The sequence below is a fragment of the Bdellovibrio bacteriovorus genome, from assembly GCF_001592745.1.
Classification (GTDB): Bacteria; Bdellovibrionota; Bdellovibrionia; order Bdellovibrionales; family Bdellovibrionaceae; genus Bdellovibrio; species Bdellovibrio bacteriovorus_B.
In genome coordinates this window covers 230104-249609 of the sequence record NZ_LUKD01000008.1, presented here as the reverse complement: position 1 = coordinate 249609, position 19506 = coordinate 230104, and the positions used below count along the sequence as shown (strand labels likewise).

At 45.7% G+C, this 19506-nt stretch carries 13 protein-coding genes; 2 read left to right on the top strand and 11 right to left on the bottom strand.

The genetic code is table 11. The annotated features are described in order from the left end of the window. Positions 1–109: 109 nt before the first annotated feature. Positions 110–766 carry a hypothetical protein gene (locus AZI87_RS15800; RefSeq protein ID WP_063209041.1) on the bottom strand — a complete coding sequence of 219 codons (657 nt, stop codon included), beginning with the start codon at positions 764–766 and terminating at the stop codon, positions 110–112. Positions 767–877: 111 nt separating this feature from the next. On the opposite strand from AZI87_RS15800, the gene dbpA reads away from it, so the two are divergent. Further along, positions 878–2263, top strand: a complete 1386-nt coding sequence (gene dbpA, locus AZI87_RS15795) for an ATP-dependent RNA helicase DbpA (protein ID WP_063209040.1) — start codon at positions 878–880, stop codon at positions 2261–2263. A gap of 85 nt (positions 2264–2348) precedes the next feature. On the opposite strand, the gene smc is transcribed toward dbpA, so the two are convergent. The 3 genes from smc to ppdK form a co-directional block, all read right to left on the bottom strand. After that, positions 2349–5936: a chromosome segregation protein SMC gene (gene smc / locus AZI87_RS15790; protein WP_063209037.1), complete on the bottom strand. Its 3588-nt coding sequence runs from the start codon at positions 5934–5936 to the stop codon at positions 2349–2351. A 252-nt stretch (positions 5937–6188) separates the two neighbouring features. After that, a complete protein-coding gene (locus AZI87_RS15785; RefSeq protein WP_063209035.1) occupies positions 6189–6710 on the bottom strand; it encodes a hypothetical protein in 522 nt (173 codons plus the stop codon). A 555-nt stretch (positions 6711–7265) separates the two neighbouring features. Further along, positions 7266–9980, bottom strand: coding sequence for a pyruvate, phosphate dikinase (gene ppdK, locus AZI87_RS15780; protein ID WP_063209033.1), 2715 nt, complete (start codon positions 9978–9980; stop codon positions 7266–7268). A gap of 304 nt (positions 9981–10284) precedes the next feature. Here ppdK and AZI87_RS15775 point away from each other — a divergent pair, with 304 nt between their 5' ends. Then, positions 10285–10590 carry a hypothetical protein gene (locus AZI87_RS15775; protein WP_063209031.1) on the top strand — a complete coding sequence of 102 codons (306 nt, stop codon included), beginning with the start codon at positions 10285–10287 and terminating at the stop codon, positions 10588–10590. 65 nt (positions 10591–10655) lie between these two features. Here the strand turns inward: AZI87_RS15775 and AZI87_RS15770 are convergent, their stop codons facing one another. From AZI87_RS15770 to AZI87_RS15740, 7 genes are read right to left on the bottom strand one after another with little or no spacing between them, the layout of a single operon-like run. Continuing rightward, positions 10656–11666, bottom strand: coding sequence for a VWA domain-containing protein (locus AZI87_RS15770; protein WP_063209029.1), 1011 nt, complete (start codon positions 11664–11666; stop codon positions 10656–10658). A gap of 3 nt (positions 11667–11669) precedes the next feature. Next, positions 11670–13265 carry a tetratricopeptide repeat protein gene (locus AZI87_RS15765; RefSeq protein ID WP_063209027.1) on the bottom strand — a complete coding sequence of 532 codons (1596 nt, stop codon included), beginning with the start codon at positions 13263–13265 and terminating at the stop codon, positions 11670–11672. Further along, complete coding sequence (locus AZI87_RS15760; RefSeq protein WP_063209025.1) at positions 13262–13972, bottom strand: outer membrane beta-barrel domain-containing protein; 711 nt, start codon at positions 13970–13972, stop codon at positions 13262–13264. The genes AZI87_RS15765 and AZI87_RS15760 overlap by 4 nt, the downstream gene beginning before the upstream one ends. Further along, on the bottom strand, positions 13969–15129 hold the full coding sequence (locus AZI87_RS15755; RefSeq protein WP_063209023.1) for a hypothetical protein: 1161 nt from the start codon (positions 15127–15129) through the stop codon (positions 13969–13971). The genes AZI87_RS15760 and AZI87_RS15755 overlap by 4 nt, the downstream gene beginning before the upstream one ends. A gap of 3 nt (positions 15130–15132) precedes the next feature. Beyond that, complete coding sequence (locus AZI87_RS15750) at positions 15133–16263, bottom strand: AgmX/PglI C-terminal domain-containing protein (protein ID WP_063209021.1); 1131 nt, start codon at positions 16261–16263, stop codon at positions 15133–15135. After that, on the bottom strand, positions 16260–16514 hold the full coding sequence (locus AZI87_RS15745; protein ID WP_063209019.1) for a hypothetical protein: 255 nt from the start codon (positions 16512–16514) through the stop codon (positions 16260–16262). The genes AZI87_RS15750 and AZI87_RS15745 overlap by 4 nt, the downstream gene beginning before the upstream one ends. Beyond that, on the bottom strand, positions 16511–19504 hold the full coding sequence (locus AZI87_RS15740; protein ID WP_253696904.1) for a tetratricopeptide repeat protein: 2994 nt from the start codon (positions 19502–19504) through the stop codon (positions 16511–16513). Before AZI87_RS15740 ends, AZI87_RS15745 begins: the two co-directional genes overlap by 4 nt. Between the last annotated feature and the right edge of the window lie 2 nt (positions 19505–19506).

The window sequence follows — 19506 nt, the reverse complement described above, 5'->3', positions numbered from 1 at the left end:
CTTGGCGGAGAGTGTAGTCGCCTGAAGAACAATATCACCAAAAAAACGCAGGATTAATGCGGCCTATTACAAAAAACACATACTTTTCGCGGAACATGTGGCCTGCCAATTACTTCGTCAGTTCCTGCAGACGAGTATGGGCGTATTTCTTCAACTGCGCGTCGGGAATCTTATCAAAGGTCTGAACGATCTGTTCGCGGGGAAGCTCCCCTTTTTGAAAGCTCTTTAAAAGATCTTCAATGGCCATACGACGCAAAGACTTTTCCTGCATGGCCAAAGTCTCTTCTGGAGAATGGGTCGCCGGCTTTTCCTGAAAGCTTAACGGAGCTTCTAGAACCGCACTGATCGCCGCAAGATTATGAGGGGCCTGAAGCCCTAAAAGATATACCGAAAAAATGCGCGTATTTGCTGGGGCCGAGGCTTGCAAGGCCATTTGCGCCAGATACTGGCTTTCTTGAAGGGACAACGCCAACGACTTCGTTCTTAGCAGAGCTTCCGTCTGCTCTTGGGACTCGACCGATTTATGAAGGCTTTCGGAAGAATTTTTCACCCAATCCCGAAACTCCGTCGATACGTGGATTTCGGTATTGGAAGGCTCGTCGCCGTTAACTTCAATTTGTTTTGGTTCTTCTTTTTGAGACGTCGATGCTACAAACGCATTACGTAAAAACGAGTCGGAGCCGGGCTGACTGTCCGTAAGGAAATAAAGGGAAAGGCCCCCGACAAGCAAGACTCCAATGATCAGACCGATTGTGGCGTTTTTCATGGCCCTACAATGTGAAATTCATGCAGGAAAAGCAACTTAAACTTGGGCGAACCTAGGCAATAAGGCCGCATTCTGGTACACCAAAGACAAATAATCGATCTCGAGGTTCCTTTGGATTCAACTGACTTCCGATCCCTAAAACTCAGCACCGAACTGCTTTCCGTCGTTCAGGAATTAGGCTACGAGAAAATGACGCCCATTCAGCAGGCTAGCATCCCCCTTCTTCTGGAAGGAAAAGATGTCCTGGGCCAAGCGAAAACTGGCAGCGGAAAAACCGCGGCGTTTTCACTACCGATCTTGAATAAAGTGAATCTTGAAAATCAGAACATTCAGGCATTGATCATCTGCCCGACTCGGGAACTTGCCACCCAGGTTGTTACGGAAATCCGCAAATGGGGCCGCAAGTTTGTAGGCCTTAAAGTTCTTCCTCTCATCGGCGGTCAGACCGGTCGGGACCAAGCGCAATCTTTGGAAAACGGAGTTCACATTGCCGTAGGAACTCCGGGAAGAATCTTAGACCATATCACGCGAGATCGTATTGATCTGAATGATGTGGCTACAGTGGTTTTTGACGAAGCCGATAAAATGCTGGAAATGGGTTTTGAAAAAGAAATCCGTGCGATCATGAAAGGGCTTCCCCCGAAACGCCAAACCGCTTTGTTTTCAGCAACTTTTCCTGAATCCATTCAAGCTTTAAGTAAAAGCTATCAGCGCCATCCTGTGCCTGTTCAGATCGCCGATCCCGAGGGAGAAAGCTCTTCCATTGAGCAGATCGTTTACGACGCTCGTGAGGATGAAAAGCTGAACGTTCTGATGCGCGTGTTGCAACAGCATCCTTCAAAATCGACAATCATCTTCTGCAATATGAAAGCGACCGTTAACGAAGTTGTCGCTGCTATCGAAAAGAATGATGTTCCTTGTGGTGGGTTGCATGGCGATCTTGACCAGCGCGAGCGCGATCAAGTGATGGCGATGTTTCGTAACGGCAGTATCACTTTGCTAGTCGCAACCGATGTGGCGGCTCGTGGGTTAGATATCGATGCCCTAGAGATGGTCGTAAACTATGACCTTCCCGTACAATCTGAAACTTACGTTCATCGCATTGGTCGCACAGGAAGAGCCGGTCGCTCGGGAGTTTCTATAACTCTAGCCAATCCCAAGGACACATTAAAACTTTTAGAACTTGAGAAACTGACAGGCGGAAAGCTTCTTCGCCCTTCGTTAGGTTATAAAAATCAGCACGGCTTAACTGGAATGACTCTTCCAAGCATGCAGACTCTTTCAATCTCGGGGGGACGCAAAGACAAGTTACGACCTGGCGATATCCTGGGGGCTTTAACAGGAACAGCCGGGCTTAAAGCCACCGATGTAGGTAAAATCGAAGTACTAGATAAAGTCACGTATGTCGCAATTTCCAGAAAGGCCGTGAATCAAGCCATGGACCATCTTCGCAATGGCAAGATCAAAGGCACGAAATTTCCGGTGAGAAAGCACTGATAAGATTTGCGAGCTGATTGAAAGCATAAAAAAACCCCAAAGTTTCCTTTGGGGTTTTCTTTTTTGATCTGATTTATATTTCGAACTAGTGGATGTCCTGCAAAGAAACAGAAACCATTGTCGAAACACCGCGCTCTTGCATCGTCACACCGTAAAGTTTCTTAGCCACTTCCATCGTGTGTTTATTATGCGTAACTACGATGATTTGAGAGCGTTTTGCCATCTCACGAACAAGGTCGTTGAAACGGAATACGTTCGCATCATCAAGTGGAGCATCAACCTCATCCAGCAAGCAGTATGGAGAAGGTTTTACTAGGAAGATCGAGAAGACCAGCGCGACCGCAGTCAAAGCTTTCTCTCCACCTGACATCAAAGACACGTTTTGCATCTTTTTGCCCGGAGGACGAGCGATGATCTCGATACCCATCTCGCCTTTTTCTTCGTTTTCGATCAATTCCAACTTCGCTTCGCCACCGCCGAAAAGCACTGGGAATACGCGAGTGAATCTGTCGTTCACAAGGTCGAACGTCTCTTTGAAACGTTTCGAGCAGATTCTATTGATACGGTCGATCACTTTGCGAAGCTGTTCTTTCGCTTCGGTCAAATCGGCGTGTTGTTTCGTCAAGAACTCGTAACGTTGTGCTGTTTCTTCGTACTCTTCGATCGCCGAAAGATTAACCTCACCGATCTTAGCGAGTTTTTCACGAAGCTCTTTCAATTCCGCATCTGCCGTCGAGAAGTCGCCTTCACGATCTGCGTATTTTTCAACAACGTCCGGAAGATTTAGCATGTAGCGCTCACGAATAGAATCAATGAGGTACTGCTCTTTCATCTTCGCCTGCTCAAGTTTTAGTTGAGAGTCGTTCATTTTGTGCTGTCTTTCGTTACGCGCACGTTGAGAAGACATTGCTTCTTCTTCGATCGTGCGTGCAGATTCAGACATCACTTCGTATTCATCTTTTGTGCGAGACACTTGAAGTTTCAAAGTCTCTACTTCTGTCAAAAGACGTTCAAATTCGATTTTCTTTTCTTCCAAAGTCACTTGGCTCTCAGTCATCTGAGAGTTGTAACCTTCAGCTTCTTCGCTCATGCGAGCTAGCTGAGTATCCAGATCGCTCAAAGATTTAGAAACCATCTCAAGCTGTCTTAGAACGCCTGTGTATTCTTGCGTTTTAGAAGCCGACTTCACTTGAAGATCTGTCACTTCTGCTTGCAAGCCATCAAAGCCCGTACGAGTTGAGTTCAACTCTGTATTCAAAGACTCAACTTCACCTTCAAGAAGAACTTTCTTCTCACGAGCTTCAATCAAAGCTTCGTTCAACTCTTCAAGTTTTTGTTCCTGAAGTTCCACTTGCTCTGTGATTTTCTTAAGCTCGCGCTCTTGGCGTTCTACCGCTGTTTGGGCGTTTACCAATTCGTTTTCGGCGCGCTCGAGGTCTTTTCTTAGCTCCGTAACTTTGATCTCTTGATCGATCTTACGTTTTTGCGCACCTTCGAAATCATTCAAGACATTTGCCAATTGCTCTTCTGTCTTTTTCAAAACCATTTGAGCCAATTGCAACTTGCCGGCGAATTCGTCTTTTTTCTCTGACAATTCTTTGATTTCACGACGGCGTTTCAAAACACCTGAATCCGCAGATTCAGAAGAACCACCCGTCAAAACTCCGTCCGCTGTCAACGTGTCCCCGTCAAGAGTCACGAATGTCCAGCCTTCGTATTTTGCACGAAGATTCAAAGCCGTGCGGATAGAGTCAACAATCGCAACTCCGTCCAACATATAAGTCACTGTGTTTTTAAATTTATCAGCGGCTTGAACAACATCTTTAAGGATGGCTTGAACACCGTCTTCACCCACAGGGGCTTCAGAACGGTTGAACGTCAAACCTTTGTCGTTAGCAGATAGGAAGCTAGAGCGACCTGATTTTTGTTCTTTAAGATGTGTAACCGCGTCTACCGCGATATTCGCATCTGAAGAAAGAAGCATTTGCAGGCGTGAACCCAATGCTGCTTCCATCGCCACTTCGTATTCTGCAGGAACTTCAACAACCTCAGAAACCGGTTGGAAGTGAGTGACTACAGAACCATCGGCCATCAACTCTTGAGTGCGAGTTTTCTGCCATAGCATGACTTGCTTCACACCTTCTTGGAAACCCTCGAAGTTGTTTTGCAAGTTCTCTAGACCGTACAAGCGAGAAGCCACTTCATTCAAAGAATCTTTGAAGGACTCCACTTCCGCTTTTTTCTCGGCCACAGATTCTGTCAGGATCTTTTTGTTCGCTTCAAATGAGTCTACGTCAGAAGCCAAGTCCAATTGCATTTGGCGTTCTTTTTCAAGCTCACCGAATACTTTTTTACGACGAGCTTCGAACTCAACTTGTTTTTCGCGAAGTTCGTTCACGACTTGTTGTTCGTTATCTTGGCGCTCTGTCAAATCAGCGATTTGTGCTGACAATGAATTCACGCGAGCATCCAAAGAAGATTCGGACTGACCGACCGCGAACAATTCACGACGTTTCGTCGTCAACTCTTCATCGACTTCCGCAATGCGAGAGTTGAAGTTTTGGTAGATGTCGTTTTTCTCTGTGAAGGCCGCCGTCAAAGACTCCGACTCTTCTTTCAGTTCTGCCACTTGCGCTTCAAGTTGCGCTTTATCACGAGCCAAAAGCTCCTGGCGAGCTTGCTGTTCTTGCAAGATCGTACCTGTCATTTGTTCGTTACGGCGAGCCTGTTCGATTTCGAAACGAAGCTCTTGGATCTCCATCTCTTTTTTCTGAACAGAAGACTGCTTTGTGTAGAATTCGTTTTGTTGTTCTTCTACTGCCTTTTCTTTTTCAAGAATTTGCAATTTTAGAACTTCCAACTGACCTTGAAGAGTCGAAAGGTTTGTTTCACCTTCGACTTCCATGCTTTGCGCTTCATTGAAGATCGCTTGAGCTTCATCTGCCGCACGTTTCAACTCGATGTATTGAGCTGAAGACAACCAAAGATCCAAATCCTCGATTTGGTTTTTGATGTTGCGATAGCGCTCAGCACGCTGTGCTTGTCTTTGCAAAGAATCGATTTGGCGTTTCAACTCTCCGATGATGTCTTGCAAACGCACCAAGTTTTGGTCTGTTGCCTGAAGTTTACGTTGAGATTCTTTCTTACGAGCTTTGAACTTCGTAATACCGGCAGCTTCTTCGATAAGCATACGACGATCTTCAGGTTTCGCGGTGATGATCTTACCGATCATACCTTGAGCGATGATAGAGAAACCTTTAGAGCCCGCACCCGTATCCATAAAGATCTCTTGCACGTCTTTCAAACGTGCAGGTTCTTTATTGATGAAGTACTCCCCTTCACCATTTCTGTGAAGACGACGAGTCACCATGATCTCAGTGTGTTTGATGTATTTAGCTGGGAAAGCGCCACCGTCATTTTCAAGCGTCAAAGACACTTCACACATACCTAGTGGAGCATAACCTTCGGCACCACCGAAGATAACGTCAGTCATTTGCGATCCACGAAGATCTTTCGCAGACATTTCACCCATAACCCACATGAGGGCATCGACGATATTGGATTTACCGCAACCATTCGGACCCACGATACCAGTGATACCAGCATCAAAGTGAATGACGGTGCGATCTTTAAATGACTTAAAACCAATCAGTTCAATTTTTTTGATTCTCACGAAACATTCCCCTCATACCGCCCTTGGTCTAGCTAGACCAAAGACCATTTCAATCTCGCGAGAGTTAGAAACTATGTCAACAACAGGCTTACAAAAGAGGAAGGGAAGCTGAAAACTTAGGCAGAGTTGGGAGCGTATTTTTCGCGTCGCAATATCTTCAGGGATCAGATCTGCTTAGCTCTTACGCATATCAAAACAGACAATGGCGCACCATGTGTGGTGCGCCGCATATCTTTTCGGAAGTTCAAGGTTCTATTGGCAGCGAGTGATCTGACCAGACTGGTTCATCAAAGTGTAACCAGAGCAGTTAAATTGAACACCGCAGTTCACCCATTGGTAACCATCAGTGTGGTACCCGTTACAAACTTGAGTTGTATAACCACCTGTATTGTAGCCAGAGCAAAGCGACGTGTTTGCTTGCTGGATGTATTGTCCGTTCACGTATTGGTAACACATGCCGTTTTGGTAAACGTAACTGCCTGTGTTTGTGTAGCACAAAGACGTATTAGCTTGTTGGATCAACTGTCCGTTGATGTTTTGGTAGCAAAGACCATTTTGCATCACGTAGCCATTTCCGCTGTTATAGCAAAGAGAAGTATTTGCTTGCTGAATCAGCTGCCCGTTTACGTTTTGATAGCAAATACCATTTTGCATAACGTAACCAGTGTTTGTCGTAGAGCTTTTGTTGTCCTTGCTACAGTTCACTAGGAACACTGACAAAGAAACAAGAGCCAGGGCTTTAAAAATTTTCGAAAAGATATTGTTTGTTTTCATATATTTTTTTCCTTGATGACTAAGGTAAGAGCAAGGGGTCTGCCAAGAACACTGGCACGGCGACTTCCCGCCTGATTCTATGAACTTAACTAAGTGTGGAATCAATGTGAGACACCCTAAATCTGTCTGCAGCTTTGACAGTGCCGACAAAGGGCATCCCCTAAAGTGTCACTGACGGAACAGCCGTCTCAGAGTGAAACAGGGTTTTTACGATAAATTTATAGCGAAGATCCGTCTTTTAACTCGGCCTTAAGATATTCAAGAGTACCTTCATATTCAGGAGGACCTATGCAGTACAAAAAAACTGAAACTGAATAACGACCGCGAGTTTCTAATGGCGAAATCGCGTTCAAGATTCTTTTCTCAACGATGATCTTTGCGATCCTAGTCACTTACTTCACAAAGTAAATGAAATCCTCAGAGCTCAAGATCTCTGAGCCATCAAATAAAAAAGCCGCTCGTTGAAAGCGGCTTTTTCTTATTTAAAAACATTCCGTACTTCTTAAGGGCCCCGCAACAATGCTGCAGCGTAGACCCAAAAAAGAAGCAGGCACCTTAATGGAGTTTCTTTCCTAAAAGGGCGGCGCGAGCTGCGGCTAGGCGCGCGATGGGGACACGGAATGGAGAGCAAGAGACGTAATCAAGTCCAACCTTGTGGAAGAACTCGATAGATTCTGGATCACCACCGTGCTCACCGCACACGCCGACTTTCAAGTCTGGCTTCGTACGACGGCCCAACTCTGTTCCCATCTTCACCAACGAACCTACGCCCGTTTGATCGATCGACATGAATGGATCTTTAGGCAAGATGCCGGAAGAAACATATGAACCCAAGAAGCGACCGGAGTCATCGCGAGAAAGACCCAATGTCGTTTGAGTTAAGTCATTCGTACCGAAACTGAAGAAGTCCGCGTATTCAGCGATCGCATCTGCTGTGATAGCGGCACGTGGAAGCTCGATCATAGTTCCTACTAGATAGTCGAACTTCACACCCTTTTCTTGCTGTACTTTCTTCACTTCGTTGATCGCCGATACACGAAGGATGTCCAATTCCTTATCCGTCGCCACAAGGGGGATCATGATTTCAGGAACAAGTTTTTTACCTTCACCAATCAACATACAAGCCGCTTCCGCAATCGCGCGCACTTGCATTTGATAAATCTCTGGGAACGTGATCGCCAAGCGGCAACCACGGTGACCCAACATCGGATTGAACTCGTGCAAAGATTTTACTTTCGCGCGAAGACGTTCGTAGTCCGTGCCCAAACGTTTTGCCAATTCTTTAGTTTCTTCGTCTGTGTGAGGCACGAACTCATGAAGAGGTGGATCCAACAAACGAATCGTCACTGGCAAACCGTCCATGATCTTAAACAACTGATAGAAGTCATCACGTTGCATGGGCAGCAGTTTAACCAAGGCTTTTTCACGGTCTGATTTATTATCCGCGATAATCATTTCACGAACGGCATCGATACGGTCCGCACCGAAGAACATGTGCTCTGTACGGCAAAGACCGATACCTTCGGCACCGAAGTTACGCGCTGTTTGAGCGTCTTTCGGAGTATCCGCGTTCGTGCGAACTTTCAATTTACGAACTTGGTCAGCGATTTTCATGATGCGCTCGAAGTTGCCATCAAGTTTTGGCTCGATAGTTTTTACCTCACCCAAGTACACTTCACCCGTAGAACCATCCAAAGTGATCACATCGCCCTTTTTAAGAACGTAGCCTTTCACCTTCATAGTTTCCGTGCGGTAGTCGACTTCCACTTCACCACAACCCGCCACACAGCATTTACCCATACCACGAGCTACTACCGCCGCGTGAGATGTCATACCTCCACGAGTCGTGAAGATACCTTGCGCGGCAACCATACCAGCAATGTCTTCTGGAGACGTCTCAACGCGAACAAGGATGACTTTCTTTCCTTGTTCTTTCCATTCAACAGCTTCTTCAGAAGTAAATACGATTTGACCATTCACGCCTCCTGGAGACGCTGGCAAACCTTTCGCCAAAAGAGTTTTCTGCGCTTTAGGGTCTAGAGTTGGATGCAGAAGTTGATCCAAAGCACCTGGATCTAGGCGCAATAAAGCTTCATCTTGATTGATCAACTTTTCATCGATCATATCGCAAGCGATTTTCAATGCCGCCGCCGCCGTACGCTTTCCGTTACGAGTTTGTAGCATCCAAAGAACGCCACGCTCGATTGTGAACTCAATATCTTGCATATCGCGATAGTGAGCTTCTAGTTTTTTGTAAATGTCGACAAGCTGGCTGTAAGCTTGAGGAAGAGCTTCTTCCAAAGACTTCATGCCTGAGCCTTGAGCCGCAATCTTAGTGATAGGCTGTGGCGTACGGATCCCCGCAACAACGTCTTCACCTTGGGCATTGATCAAGAATTCACCGTAGAAAGCTTTTTCACCCGTAGAAGGATTGCGCGTGAACGCCACGCCCGTTGCAGAATCATCCCCCATGTTCCCAAAGACCATGGATTGAACATTCACGGCTGTACCCCAGGAAGCTGGGATGCTGTGAAGTTCGCGGTAAGTAATCGCGCGTGGAGTATTCCAAGAGTGGAATACCGCAGAAACTGCGCCCCACAATTGTTCCCAAGGATCTGTTGGGAAAGACTGACCTGTCATTTGATGAACAAGCTCTTTGAATTTTTTAACAAGAAGTTTCAAGTCATCAACAGTCAGCTCTGTGTCTGCCTTGTAGTGCTTGTCTTCTTTCATGTCTTCCAAAGTCACTTCAAGAAGAGAGGAGTTCATACCCATCACCACGTCAGAGTACATTTGGATAAAGCGACGGTAAGAATCCCAAGCAAAACGTGGATTGTTTGAAGACTTCGCTAAGCCTTCCACCGTTTGGTCATTCAATCCCAAGTTCAAGATTGTATCCATCATCCCCGGCATAGAGGCGCGAGCACCTGAACGAACAGAGACTAGAAGTGGATTGTTCACATCACCAAATTTTTTACCGATCTTCGCTTCCACTTTCGCCATGGCGGCCGTCACGGCAGGACGAACCCACTCTGGAAGTTTGCCGCCCGCTTCATAGAAGTGCGCGCAAATCTCTGTCGAGATTGTAAAGCCCGGAGGAACAGGAATCCCCAAAGACGTCATCTCTGCAAGATTGGCCCCTTTACCGCCCAAGATGTTTTTCATTCCCGCATTGCCCTCGGCTTCGCCGGCAGCAAAGAAGTACACGAACTTCTGCGGAATCGTAGATGTTGAAGAGGCTTTTTCAGCCGTGTTTACATTCTGGTGCATAAGTCTCCCTCCAGAAAAGTAACGAAGTAATATCTATGGCTAACTACTTATATTTTGAGCTAGCTATATTAAGGTATAAAACACTTCTAAGTCCTTAATATCAATGAAATATATTAGTCAGACTTCGCGTTGAGTTATAGAGCCAGTGCTCAATCACAAGCCGTTTAAAATGCTTTAGGAATTCCCTTAAAAAATGAAGGACTTAGGCGTTTTTAAAACCGACATCGAGCCTGACACAATCTTAAAGAAAATCGCGCCGTCCTTGTGGTAAACCGACGACACCCCACAAAAGAAGGAGATCCCCTTGAAAAAAGCTCTGATTATTTTGTCAATTTTTGCAGCAACTCCCGCCTTTGCTTGCAACCAACTAGAAGCTCAATTGATCGCAAAAGCAGCATCCGTTGAACCCGCAAACAACGGTCAATGCCGTGTGAAGCTGTCTTGGACTGGCAATTGGCAGCTCAACCCGAGCTTTCAGTGCCCCTTGGATATCGATGAAGTCAGCTCTTTTGGCGTGATCACATCTTGCAATGTGAAAGAGGGCGATACCGTGACGGGTATCGTCTACCGCGATATCAACGCTTCTCCGACAGAGATTTATTTGTACTAAGAATTTGAAAATAAAAAAGGGCTTCTGACGAAGCCCTTTTTCTTTAGAGAAATTTGAATTTTCGACTATTCCATATCAATGGCTTCAAAGTCGATCGTCAGACCTACGCCAGGGCCTTGCACATTCCACACAATTCCTTCTGACAACAGAATAGAATTTGTCGAAGGCTCGTAAACCCAACCTTCAGTCAAACTGTTCGGGATCACTTGGGTACCGTAAGAAACCTTGATCGTTTTCACATCAGGGGTACGGCTTAGTTTTACTGTCCCCGCCGTTCTTTTTACGATGTCTTTCGCGAACTCCGCAAGTTTCACACCGTAGTCTGGAGAACAAAGGCTCAAGATGTTTTTCTGAGCTTTATCACCATTCACCACGGACTCTAGGAAAACTTCCAATTTTTCATCCAGGTCTTCGGAGGCTACGCAGACTTTTTCTTGCGCCAACGTACGGATAACTCCGTAACCCAAGACACGAGATGCATCCCCTTTTTTCGTCGTCAAAATTTGCAAGAAATCCTGAGGAGCAAAACGAGATTGGTCTTTCGCATCTGTGATGAAGATCACCGCCAAGAACGCATCTTGACGATAGAAGCCCATATTCGCGCCCACTTCCAAAGAAGGAGAAAGCGCTTCAACAACCGGGCCGAACATCTCTTCAGACGCACTTCCGTTTGTACCTACTTCCATACGACGAGCCAAAGATGTCACTAGATTCGGCGTTGTTTTTTCAACGAAGGTCGGAAGGCCTACCAACTTACCGCAATGGTTGCGGCAGTCGTCCATGTCAGTTGTGATCACACCAATGTGATAATCCAAGATAGATACTTTCGAGATCGCATCAGCAAAAGCATAAGCATTGCGGCTTAAGTTCGCTTGCGCATCGGCCATACTTCCTGAGCTATCGATCACGAAAAGGATGTCGACCTTCGGATTGAACACCGTAAAGTCTTTTGGTTTTTCTTGGAACTCTTCGTTTTTAAGGATGGCTTTACCGATAAGATCTGGAGAATCACTTCCACATCCCGACAAAGCACCAAAAGCAACGACGAAGCAAAGAGCTTTAGATACGAACTTCATTCTTTACTCCTTCACGCTGGCTTTCGCGCAGCCCTTTTTAACGTCTACTTTGAAGTTAGAAAGTTCGTCGAACCAGATTTCTTTGTCATTTGCAAAGCTCATCGCATATTTGTTCGTTGAACCCGTCGAACCCATTTTGGATTCCGTCGTTCCTACGTTCTTGATGAACTTCGAAGCAGAGTCCACTTGTTGGATCATTTCTACTTCCACGATACGAAGACGTTGCATGACTTGTTTTGAATCTTCCAGTTCAGACTTCGCCAACTCTTGAACACGTTGCAGACCCGCACCTTGAGTCATTTGCGCGCGCGTTTGAACTTGGTTCTTCAAAGTTTCAAACTGACCTTGCAAGTTCCCGAATGTCAAAGAACGAGCGTAAAGCTGTTCAGCCAATTCAGATTCTTTCGTCAGGTAAGCATGTCTTTTCACGAGCAACGTCAAAACTTCGTCACGAGATGCGTGCGCTGGGATCAGGTGAGCATCTTTACCCAATTTTTCAGGGCTCACAGGTCCTACAGACAAAGCTTTCATCAAGTTTGTCACTGCAGGCTGATTTGGATCTACCGTCAATTTTTCTAGAGCCACCAAGTGCTCGCCGAATTGTGGCTTGATCGCTTTCATTGTCTGAAGAACGTGAGGGTAATCACACACTTTCAAGCTGCTGAACGAGCTTAAAAGATAAGACTCAATACCCACCCAACCTTTAAAGTGCGGGTAAGTCAGAGTTTTCGTGATCGCGATCGCATTTTGCGGCTCACCTTTTCTCATGAAAGCCCAAGCCATCTCTTCTTGCGCTTGGAACCAGTAGTCTGATTTTTTACCGATCTTTTTATAGTACTGGATAGAAGCATCCAAGAAACCGTTTTGGTAAAGCAAACGACCCGCAGTGATCGTCATAAGATCTTTATCAATCGGATTGTTCTTAGCTTTCATCAAGTGGGCTAGAACTTGCGCTGCTTTACCCGCTTCACCACGGATTCCTAGATTCAAAACCAATTGCCATTGCAAAAGGTTTCTTTCAACTGAATCTACCGGTGTCTTTTTAATAAGCTCAGTCAAAGCGGCGATATCTTCGTTGACGTAGTTCTTCTGAAGAAGAACCGCCATCTCAGCACCCACGCCGAACACTTGAGTCCAATAAGGTTTCCAAGTGACTTGCGCCATTCCCCACACAGGGTCTTTGTCATTCAAGTTTTCTTTCCAAAGACTGATCACTGTGCTGTCGATTTTCTCTGGAGCCGAAATGTTCAAAAGCGCTTCAACACCCGTCAGCTTCAAACCGTTTTTATAGTTCAAGAAAGCTTCAAGAGCCTTGCCCGTTTCAGTTTGTTGAAATGATGAACCATTGAAAGCTGTTGCCCATTGGAACAAAGCTTTTTCATAATTCTTTTCAACCAAGAATTGGAAGAAGATATTTTGTTCCGCCGTTGAAGGATTCACCGCTTTTTTTAGCTTGGCTACTTCTTCGCTTTCTACGAACTGAGCCGCCGCTTGGCTGGTCTTTCCTTCAAGGATGCTCATCAAGTCGTCTTCTGCGAAAGCGACTGTGTGAGCTCCAAGAACTAAAGAAGCAACAGTTAAAGATTTAACTAACATCATAGCATCCAACCCATTTGTACAGAGGCCACGTTTGTTAACATGTTCTCAGTTTTGTTGTAGTATTCCGCTTTGTATTGTTGAGCGCGGTATTCCAAACGCGTTGTTAGATTTGAATTCACCCAGAAACCAAAACCCACACCCAATGTCGCCGCAGGACTTGTGCCATTAGATAGTTCCATTTGGCCGTAACCCGCTGTCAGGTAAGTGTCGAAGTGTGCTACGCCATATTTACCGAAGCTCAATTTACCTACGATTGGATACCAGTTCACGAGTCCCAAAGTTTCTGATTTAGGATAAATCACTTGCGGGAAAAGATAGCTAGGCTCTTTTGGATTTTGAGCCGCGTTTTGGCTCGCCTTATCAACCGCAGATTTTCCTTCTGGAGTCAAAGTGTTGAAAGAGTAGTTGTACTTCACACCCACACTCCAGCTTGGATTGATGTGGTAGTGAACGTTCAAACCCGCATTCGTCGTGCGGTTGTAAGAATCGCCATTGAAAACACCTGAAAACTCAGGAGCCACTTCAAAACGATTGGATCTTTCCATGAAACGGTTTTGAACCACTTCGTTTTCCACTTCAGGGTTCAAAGCTTTCGCTTTAAGGTAAAGCGCCTCGTTACCACCGAAAGAATCCACTTCATGCTCAACAGATTGAGCAAAAGCCATAGAAGAAATGAAAAGAGCACAAATAAAGCTTAAAGATTTCATAGAGTCACCGCCTTAACATTAATGCGAAGAGTGTGAGTAGTGTTCACGGACACGCTGCCAACTGTATTTTCAACTTCCATTTTGATGTTGTAAACGGCGTCTGCTGTTGGAGCTGTCAAACCTGTCGTTGTGATATAACCTGAACAATCCATTTGGAACTTGCTTGTGTAGTTTGATTTACAAGTCAAAGTACTGCCCGGAAGAACCTTTGCAATGTCATCCATAGAAACCATTCTTAGACTTCCGTTCGCCGTCGTATCATAGATCGTGAACGCGATTTGCGCCGATTGACCTACAAGCAACGTCGGAGCTGATTCCATCGTGATACGAGTTGATTTAGGACGTGTGTTGATAGTGATATCACGTTTATAGATTTCGGATTTCACACCGTGTTTTGAAATCGCTTGTAAAGCAAAGCAGTAGTATGTGCTTGCCAAGTGATCGGCATTTCTCAAGTCGATCTCGATACGACCTTCGTATTTATTCGGAGTCGTCGTTGACTTCGTGATATTACGAACGCTGACCAAGTGAGCGATAGAATCACGATAGCTTGCGATGCCACAGTCACGAACATCCAAAGTCACATCCGCTTCACTGAAAGCATCAATGTCTTCCATCGTGTAGTCTAGATAATGAGTCGTTCCTGTCGTTAGTGTTCCATTGCCTGTGATCGTTTGCACGATAGGTTTTGAGTACACATTCACAACCATCAAAGAAAGAGTTTTCTTTTCAACAGAGATCAAAGGATATTTCGCCGAAGAATCTGTTGCTAGAGTGATACGAAGAGGAAGCTCGATGCTTGGAAGTCCCGCGACAACCGCTCTCGTTGGAATCCATTTGAATTCGCCAGTGGCAGCATCAAATGTCGCCCCTTCAAAGTCCGCCAAGTTGTCGATGTTCAATTTAAATGTCACACCTTCAACCATCACGCGGCCGTTGATTTTAAATTCCATAGGGCTGCCCACACGGCCGTTAACAACCGTTGGAGCATCAATGAACATCGCATCTTTAGAGAACGGTTTTTCTTGAACGGGTTTTTCCGCCTCAGGAGCGCGTCCTTCACGAACCGCTTCGGGAGCATCCTTCAAAGGATCCTGCTGCATTTCGCAGGCAGTTAAAAACATCAAGCCTGTTAATAAAGCCAATACTAATTTCATTGTCTACCCCTGCCCTTGTCTGCGTAATACGAACGGATAAGTTACTTTTACGTCCACGCCTCCTTGAGGCACTGGGAACTTCCACGTTTTCAAACGCATTGTAATACAATCCTCGACACCTTTATTCGCCATCGAAGAGTTTTCAACTGATGCTGATTTTACAAGACCGTTGCCACCGATGGTGAAACCCATCGCCACACGACCGCTCAAATTCGGTGTGCCTTGCAACGCTTGCTCGTAACAGAAGCGCACTTGACCTAAGTTGCGACGAATGACTTCGTCGATCGCTGAACGGTCCAAACCTTGTGCAACTTCAGCTTCTGCACCCAATGGAACTGGCGCGCCACCCGCAGAACCCACCAAAGAAAGACTGCCGTAACCAGCTTGGCCGCCACCCTTCCCTTTAGTTCCGTAGCCGCCGCCACCTTGAATGTTTCCACCCGTACCTAGAGGTGCGGAAGTGATACCTTTACCGTAAAGTGATGTTTGCACACCACCGCTGCCACCTGTGCCACCCAAACCGATGCCCGCTGTTGTATTCACGGCACCCAAGTTCAAGCCACCACGTTGTTTACCAGAACGAAGGCTTCCTAGAGCGGAAAGAGCTCCCGAACGCTTTACAAGTTCCGCACGTTTCGTTGGCATTTTTGTCGCGGTAGGATCTGCGGCCATATTGTTTGTCGGAGCCACCGTCTTACGCTTCATTTCTTTTGTCTGAACAATTTTAACAACTTGTTGTTTCAATTCTTCAGTCACTTTCGCGTTTTCTTTTGGCGCGAACTTAATGATCGAAATCAAAAGAAGAAGGACCGCGAAAGCCAAAAGCATAGAAGCCTTAAGGTCTTTCTTTTCATCCGCACGAACAGAACCATCCACAGGAACAGTTTCGATCGCTTCAACCAGACGAAGAGATCCGAAATTACCCAATGGGAATTTCTTGTTCTTCATTTCGTCAAAATCTAGATCCGCTAGTTTTGAGAATTTGATTTTTTCTTTCGTCAAAGCCGCAGTGTCAGTCACAACTTCCAAACGTTTCGTATCAGAACGTTGAATCAACTGCGCCTTTTTTTCCGTTACCGGAATCTGACGAGTCACATTACCTGCATTGTCTTCTAAAATGAGTCTAAGATTCATTTGCCCTTCACCTCACCCAAAGTCGCCGATTGTTTCATGCGGTCTTTGAAGTCTGCTCTAACGCCAATCAAGCTGTTTAATACTTTATCTTCTTCCACTGTTGTCACGGCTTCGTCAGAAAAGTGGTACTGACCGCTGACCAAAAGGTCTTCGAAGTTCATGTCAGTCTTTTTTGCCGGTTTTGCGTCCGGAGCGGCAAATGCCACTGTGGATGTTACAACCAAAACCATCATCAATGCGTATTTCATCATTGTTTGTCCCCTTTCACTTCACCGTCTTTTTTAGCCAGTGTTGCTAAACGTCCCTGTAGGTACTCGACCATGCTCTTACGTTGAGCTTTCTTTTCTACGGCAATCGCTTCTTCGATCGCGCTCACCGTAAATGGATTCTGTTTCAAGTTAGTGCGCGCTTTTTCCATTTCAGCCAAAGAAGGTTTTTGCTGAGCCGTCACCGAAGCTTTGATTTCAGAAACTGCTCCCGTCCAAGCGATCTTTTGATCTTCGGGAGCAATCGCCGCTACAGCTTCAACTTCTTCGACGATGTAATTCGCCCAGTTGTAGTTTTGGTGTGCGAAAGTTTTGTAAGAATCCAAAGCAGTTTTTTGGCTCCAGAACTCTTTCACTTTCGTTTCTGCCATCATCGCGGTGTTTTGATTTGGCGCCACTTGCTGAGAAAGAATAGTTAGGTACTCGTTCTCTTGTTCAGGAGTTAAACCCGCAGGCATCGGCAAAGCCAAAGCTTCGTTGTAGAAGCGAGAGTTTTCCTTCGCCACAAGATCCAAAGCCAACAATTGAGACGACCAGTCGCCCGTCGCAATAGCACGATTTGCAAGGGAATCGATTTTTTCCAAAAGTTTCACGCGAGCTTTAAGACCCATCGCGATTGTATTCTGGTTTTTAGTATCGATGTTGTGAGCCGCAGTCTGTTTGCCTAGATCTTTAAGATCAGCCAAAACCAGAATTTTTTCGATCATCACGAAAGCATCTTGTTTTGAGCTGCCTTTTTCCTTCAACGCTTTCTCAAGAACCTTGCGGTCTTTTGTCATGCCGTAAACTTCAAGAGCCGCCCGAGCATAAAGACCCGCGTTGTTTTTGAAGTAAGGTTTATAGGCATCGAAGTCTTTCGCCGGAGCTTTCGACAAACGGATCAATTGAGTCGCAATCAAAGCTTTCTTTTCGTCGTCTTTAGATTGTTTCAAGTATTGAGAGTAATAAGTTGCCGGGCTCTTGTCTGCGAGCTCTGAGTAAAGAGCGAGCTTAAGAACCTTTTCTTCTTGAGACAAAGAGCTGAATTGCATTTGTTCTGCGGCCGCCAAAGCCGTCGCGAAGTCCAATTCCAATTCTGCGAACCAAACCTTACGACCCAAAGCGAACTCACGTTCTTCTGTCGTCAAAGTTTTTTCGCGAAGAAGGTCTTCGGTCGCCACACGAGCTTCCGTGATCTTATTCAGTTTCTCGTTCAATAAGATTTTATTTTTAAGATAGATCTTTCTGTCTTCAGGAGTCGCCGCCGCCATATTGAAGCTCGCCAATACAGTCAAAGCTTGATCTGGTTGCGCTTCTGCGAGTTTCGCAGATTGAGTCAACACGGACTTTTCGTGAATCTGTTGGAACTCGCCTTTTTTATCCGCGAATTTAGAAGCGTAAAGCGCCGACCATTGTTGAATGCGAGCGTCGTCTTTAAGAAGCGCTAAAGCATCCAAAGACAATTCTGCCGCTTGAACTTTAATCTGGCTTGAACCTTTGCCGTTGATTGCTAGATCATTCAACTGTCCCGCCGCCGCTGCGTAATCACCCTTTTGGTAAATCGCATAAGCTTTTTGGTACTGAACATCGAAAGATTTTTGTTTCAATACAGATTTCGTTAGGTAGTCGTCTTGAGCCGCGACCAAAAGCTTTTCGTCTTTTGATTTTTCTGCGTTCTCGATACCCAAAAGCAAATTCTTCTCTAGCTTTTCAGCTTGAACTTTTTGTTGAGCCGAATCTTTTTCTACAGAGTACTTCGCAAGAATCATTTTATTCGCAGACGCTGTCCATTGAGCCGCTTGCGCATACTGGCCTGCTGTTGCTGCCGCTTGAGAACCCCATACGTACATATCTTCATCTTCAGGGAAGACTTTGAAGTATTCGTCGTAAGCACCCAAAAGCTCGGCACTTGGCTTGCTGTTTTCAATACGATTCCAGCCTACAACAAATTGACGAAGACCTTTTGCAGATTCTTCGCAAGTCGTCGCTGTGCAGTCAGTCGCTCCCCAAAGGTTCAAACCCATTTGGTAAGCTTTGAAAGCGGCAGGAACGTTTTTAAGATCGAAGTTTAATTGAGCCATGCGCACTTGAGCTTCAAGACGCATTTTTGGATCTGCTTGTTTTTGGTAAACGAAATCCCAAACTTTCAATGACGGTTCTTTTTGACCCAAGCGAAGACCTTCGCGAGCCAGCATCGTCACTTGTTGAAGTTTGAATTGTTCAGGAGATAGCGCGAATAAAGTTTCCGCATCACCGTCTTTGATTCCACGTGCGGCCATGAAGGTCGCTAAATCACGAGAAACCTCTTCCAAGAATTGCACGTCCGCAACACCGCGGGAAGCCGCCATGCGAGACTGCAATTTTGGATTTTTAAGAATGTCCTGAAGTTTCACGATAGAACCTTCAAGATCACCCATACGGAACGAACACCAAGCATTGCGGTAAGCCGCAAGACCTTGAGAGCTCGCTCCTTCTGTTGCCAAAACTTTTCCATAAAGTTCTTGGGCTTTTTTGAAATCAGATTTTCTAAAGGCCATTTCTGCCAGTGACAGATTGGCTTCGGCCATCTCAATCGGAGATGAAGAAGAACTCAACATCGCTTGATAGCTTTTTTCAGCCAATTCATTGCGACCTTGTAGTTCATAAAGATGACCCATTTGCAAATGCACTTTCGCCACAGAGTTCGCCGGAACTTTCGTCAAAGCCTCTGTATAGTATGAAAGCGCTTTTTCACGGTCTTTTTCACCCGCTTTACAAACCACGCAACCGTCATTCAACTCTTTCATTGAAAGTTGACGGGCACGTTCTGCATGTAGATCCGCCAAACGCAAAAGAACTCCGGCTCTGGCAGGATCTGCCGGAGCCAAGCCCAATTGCACTTGTGTGAGTTTTTGAATTAGGAGGTCTTGAGTTGACCCTGTTTGAGTCGCAGATGCTTGAGCTGACGCTGCCACACCCACTGACAAAGAGAATATTAAAAGTCCTTTTTTCATCATCG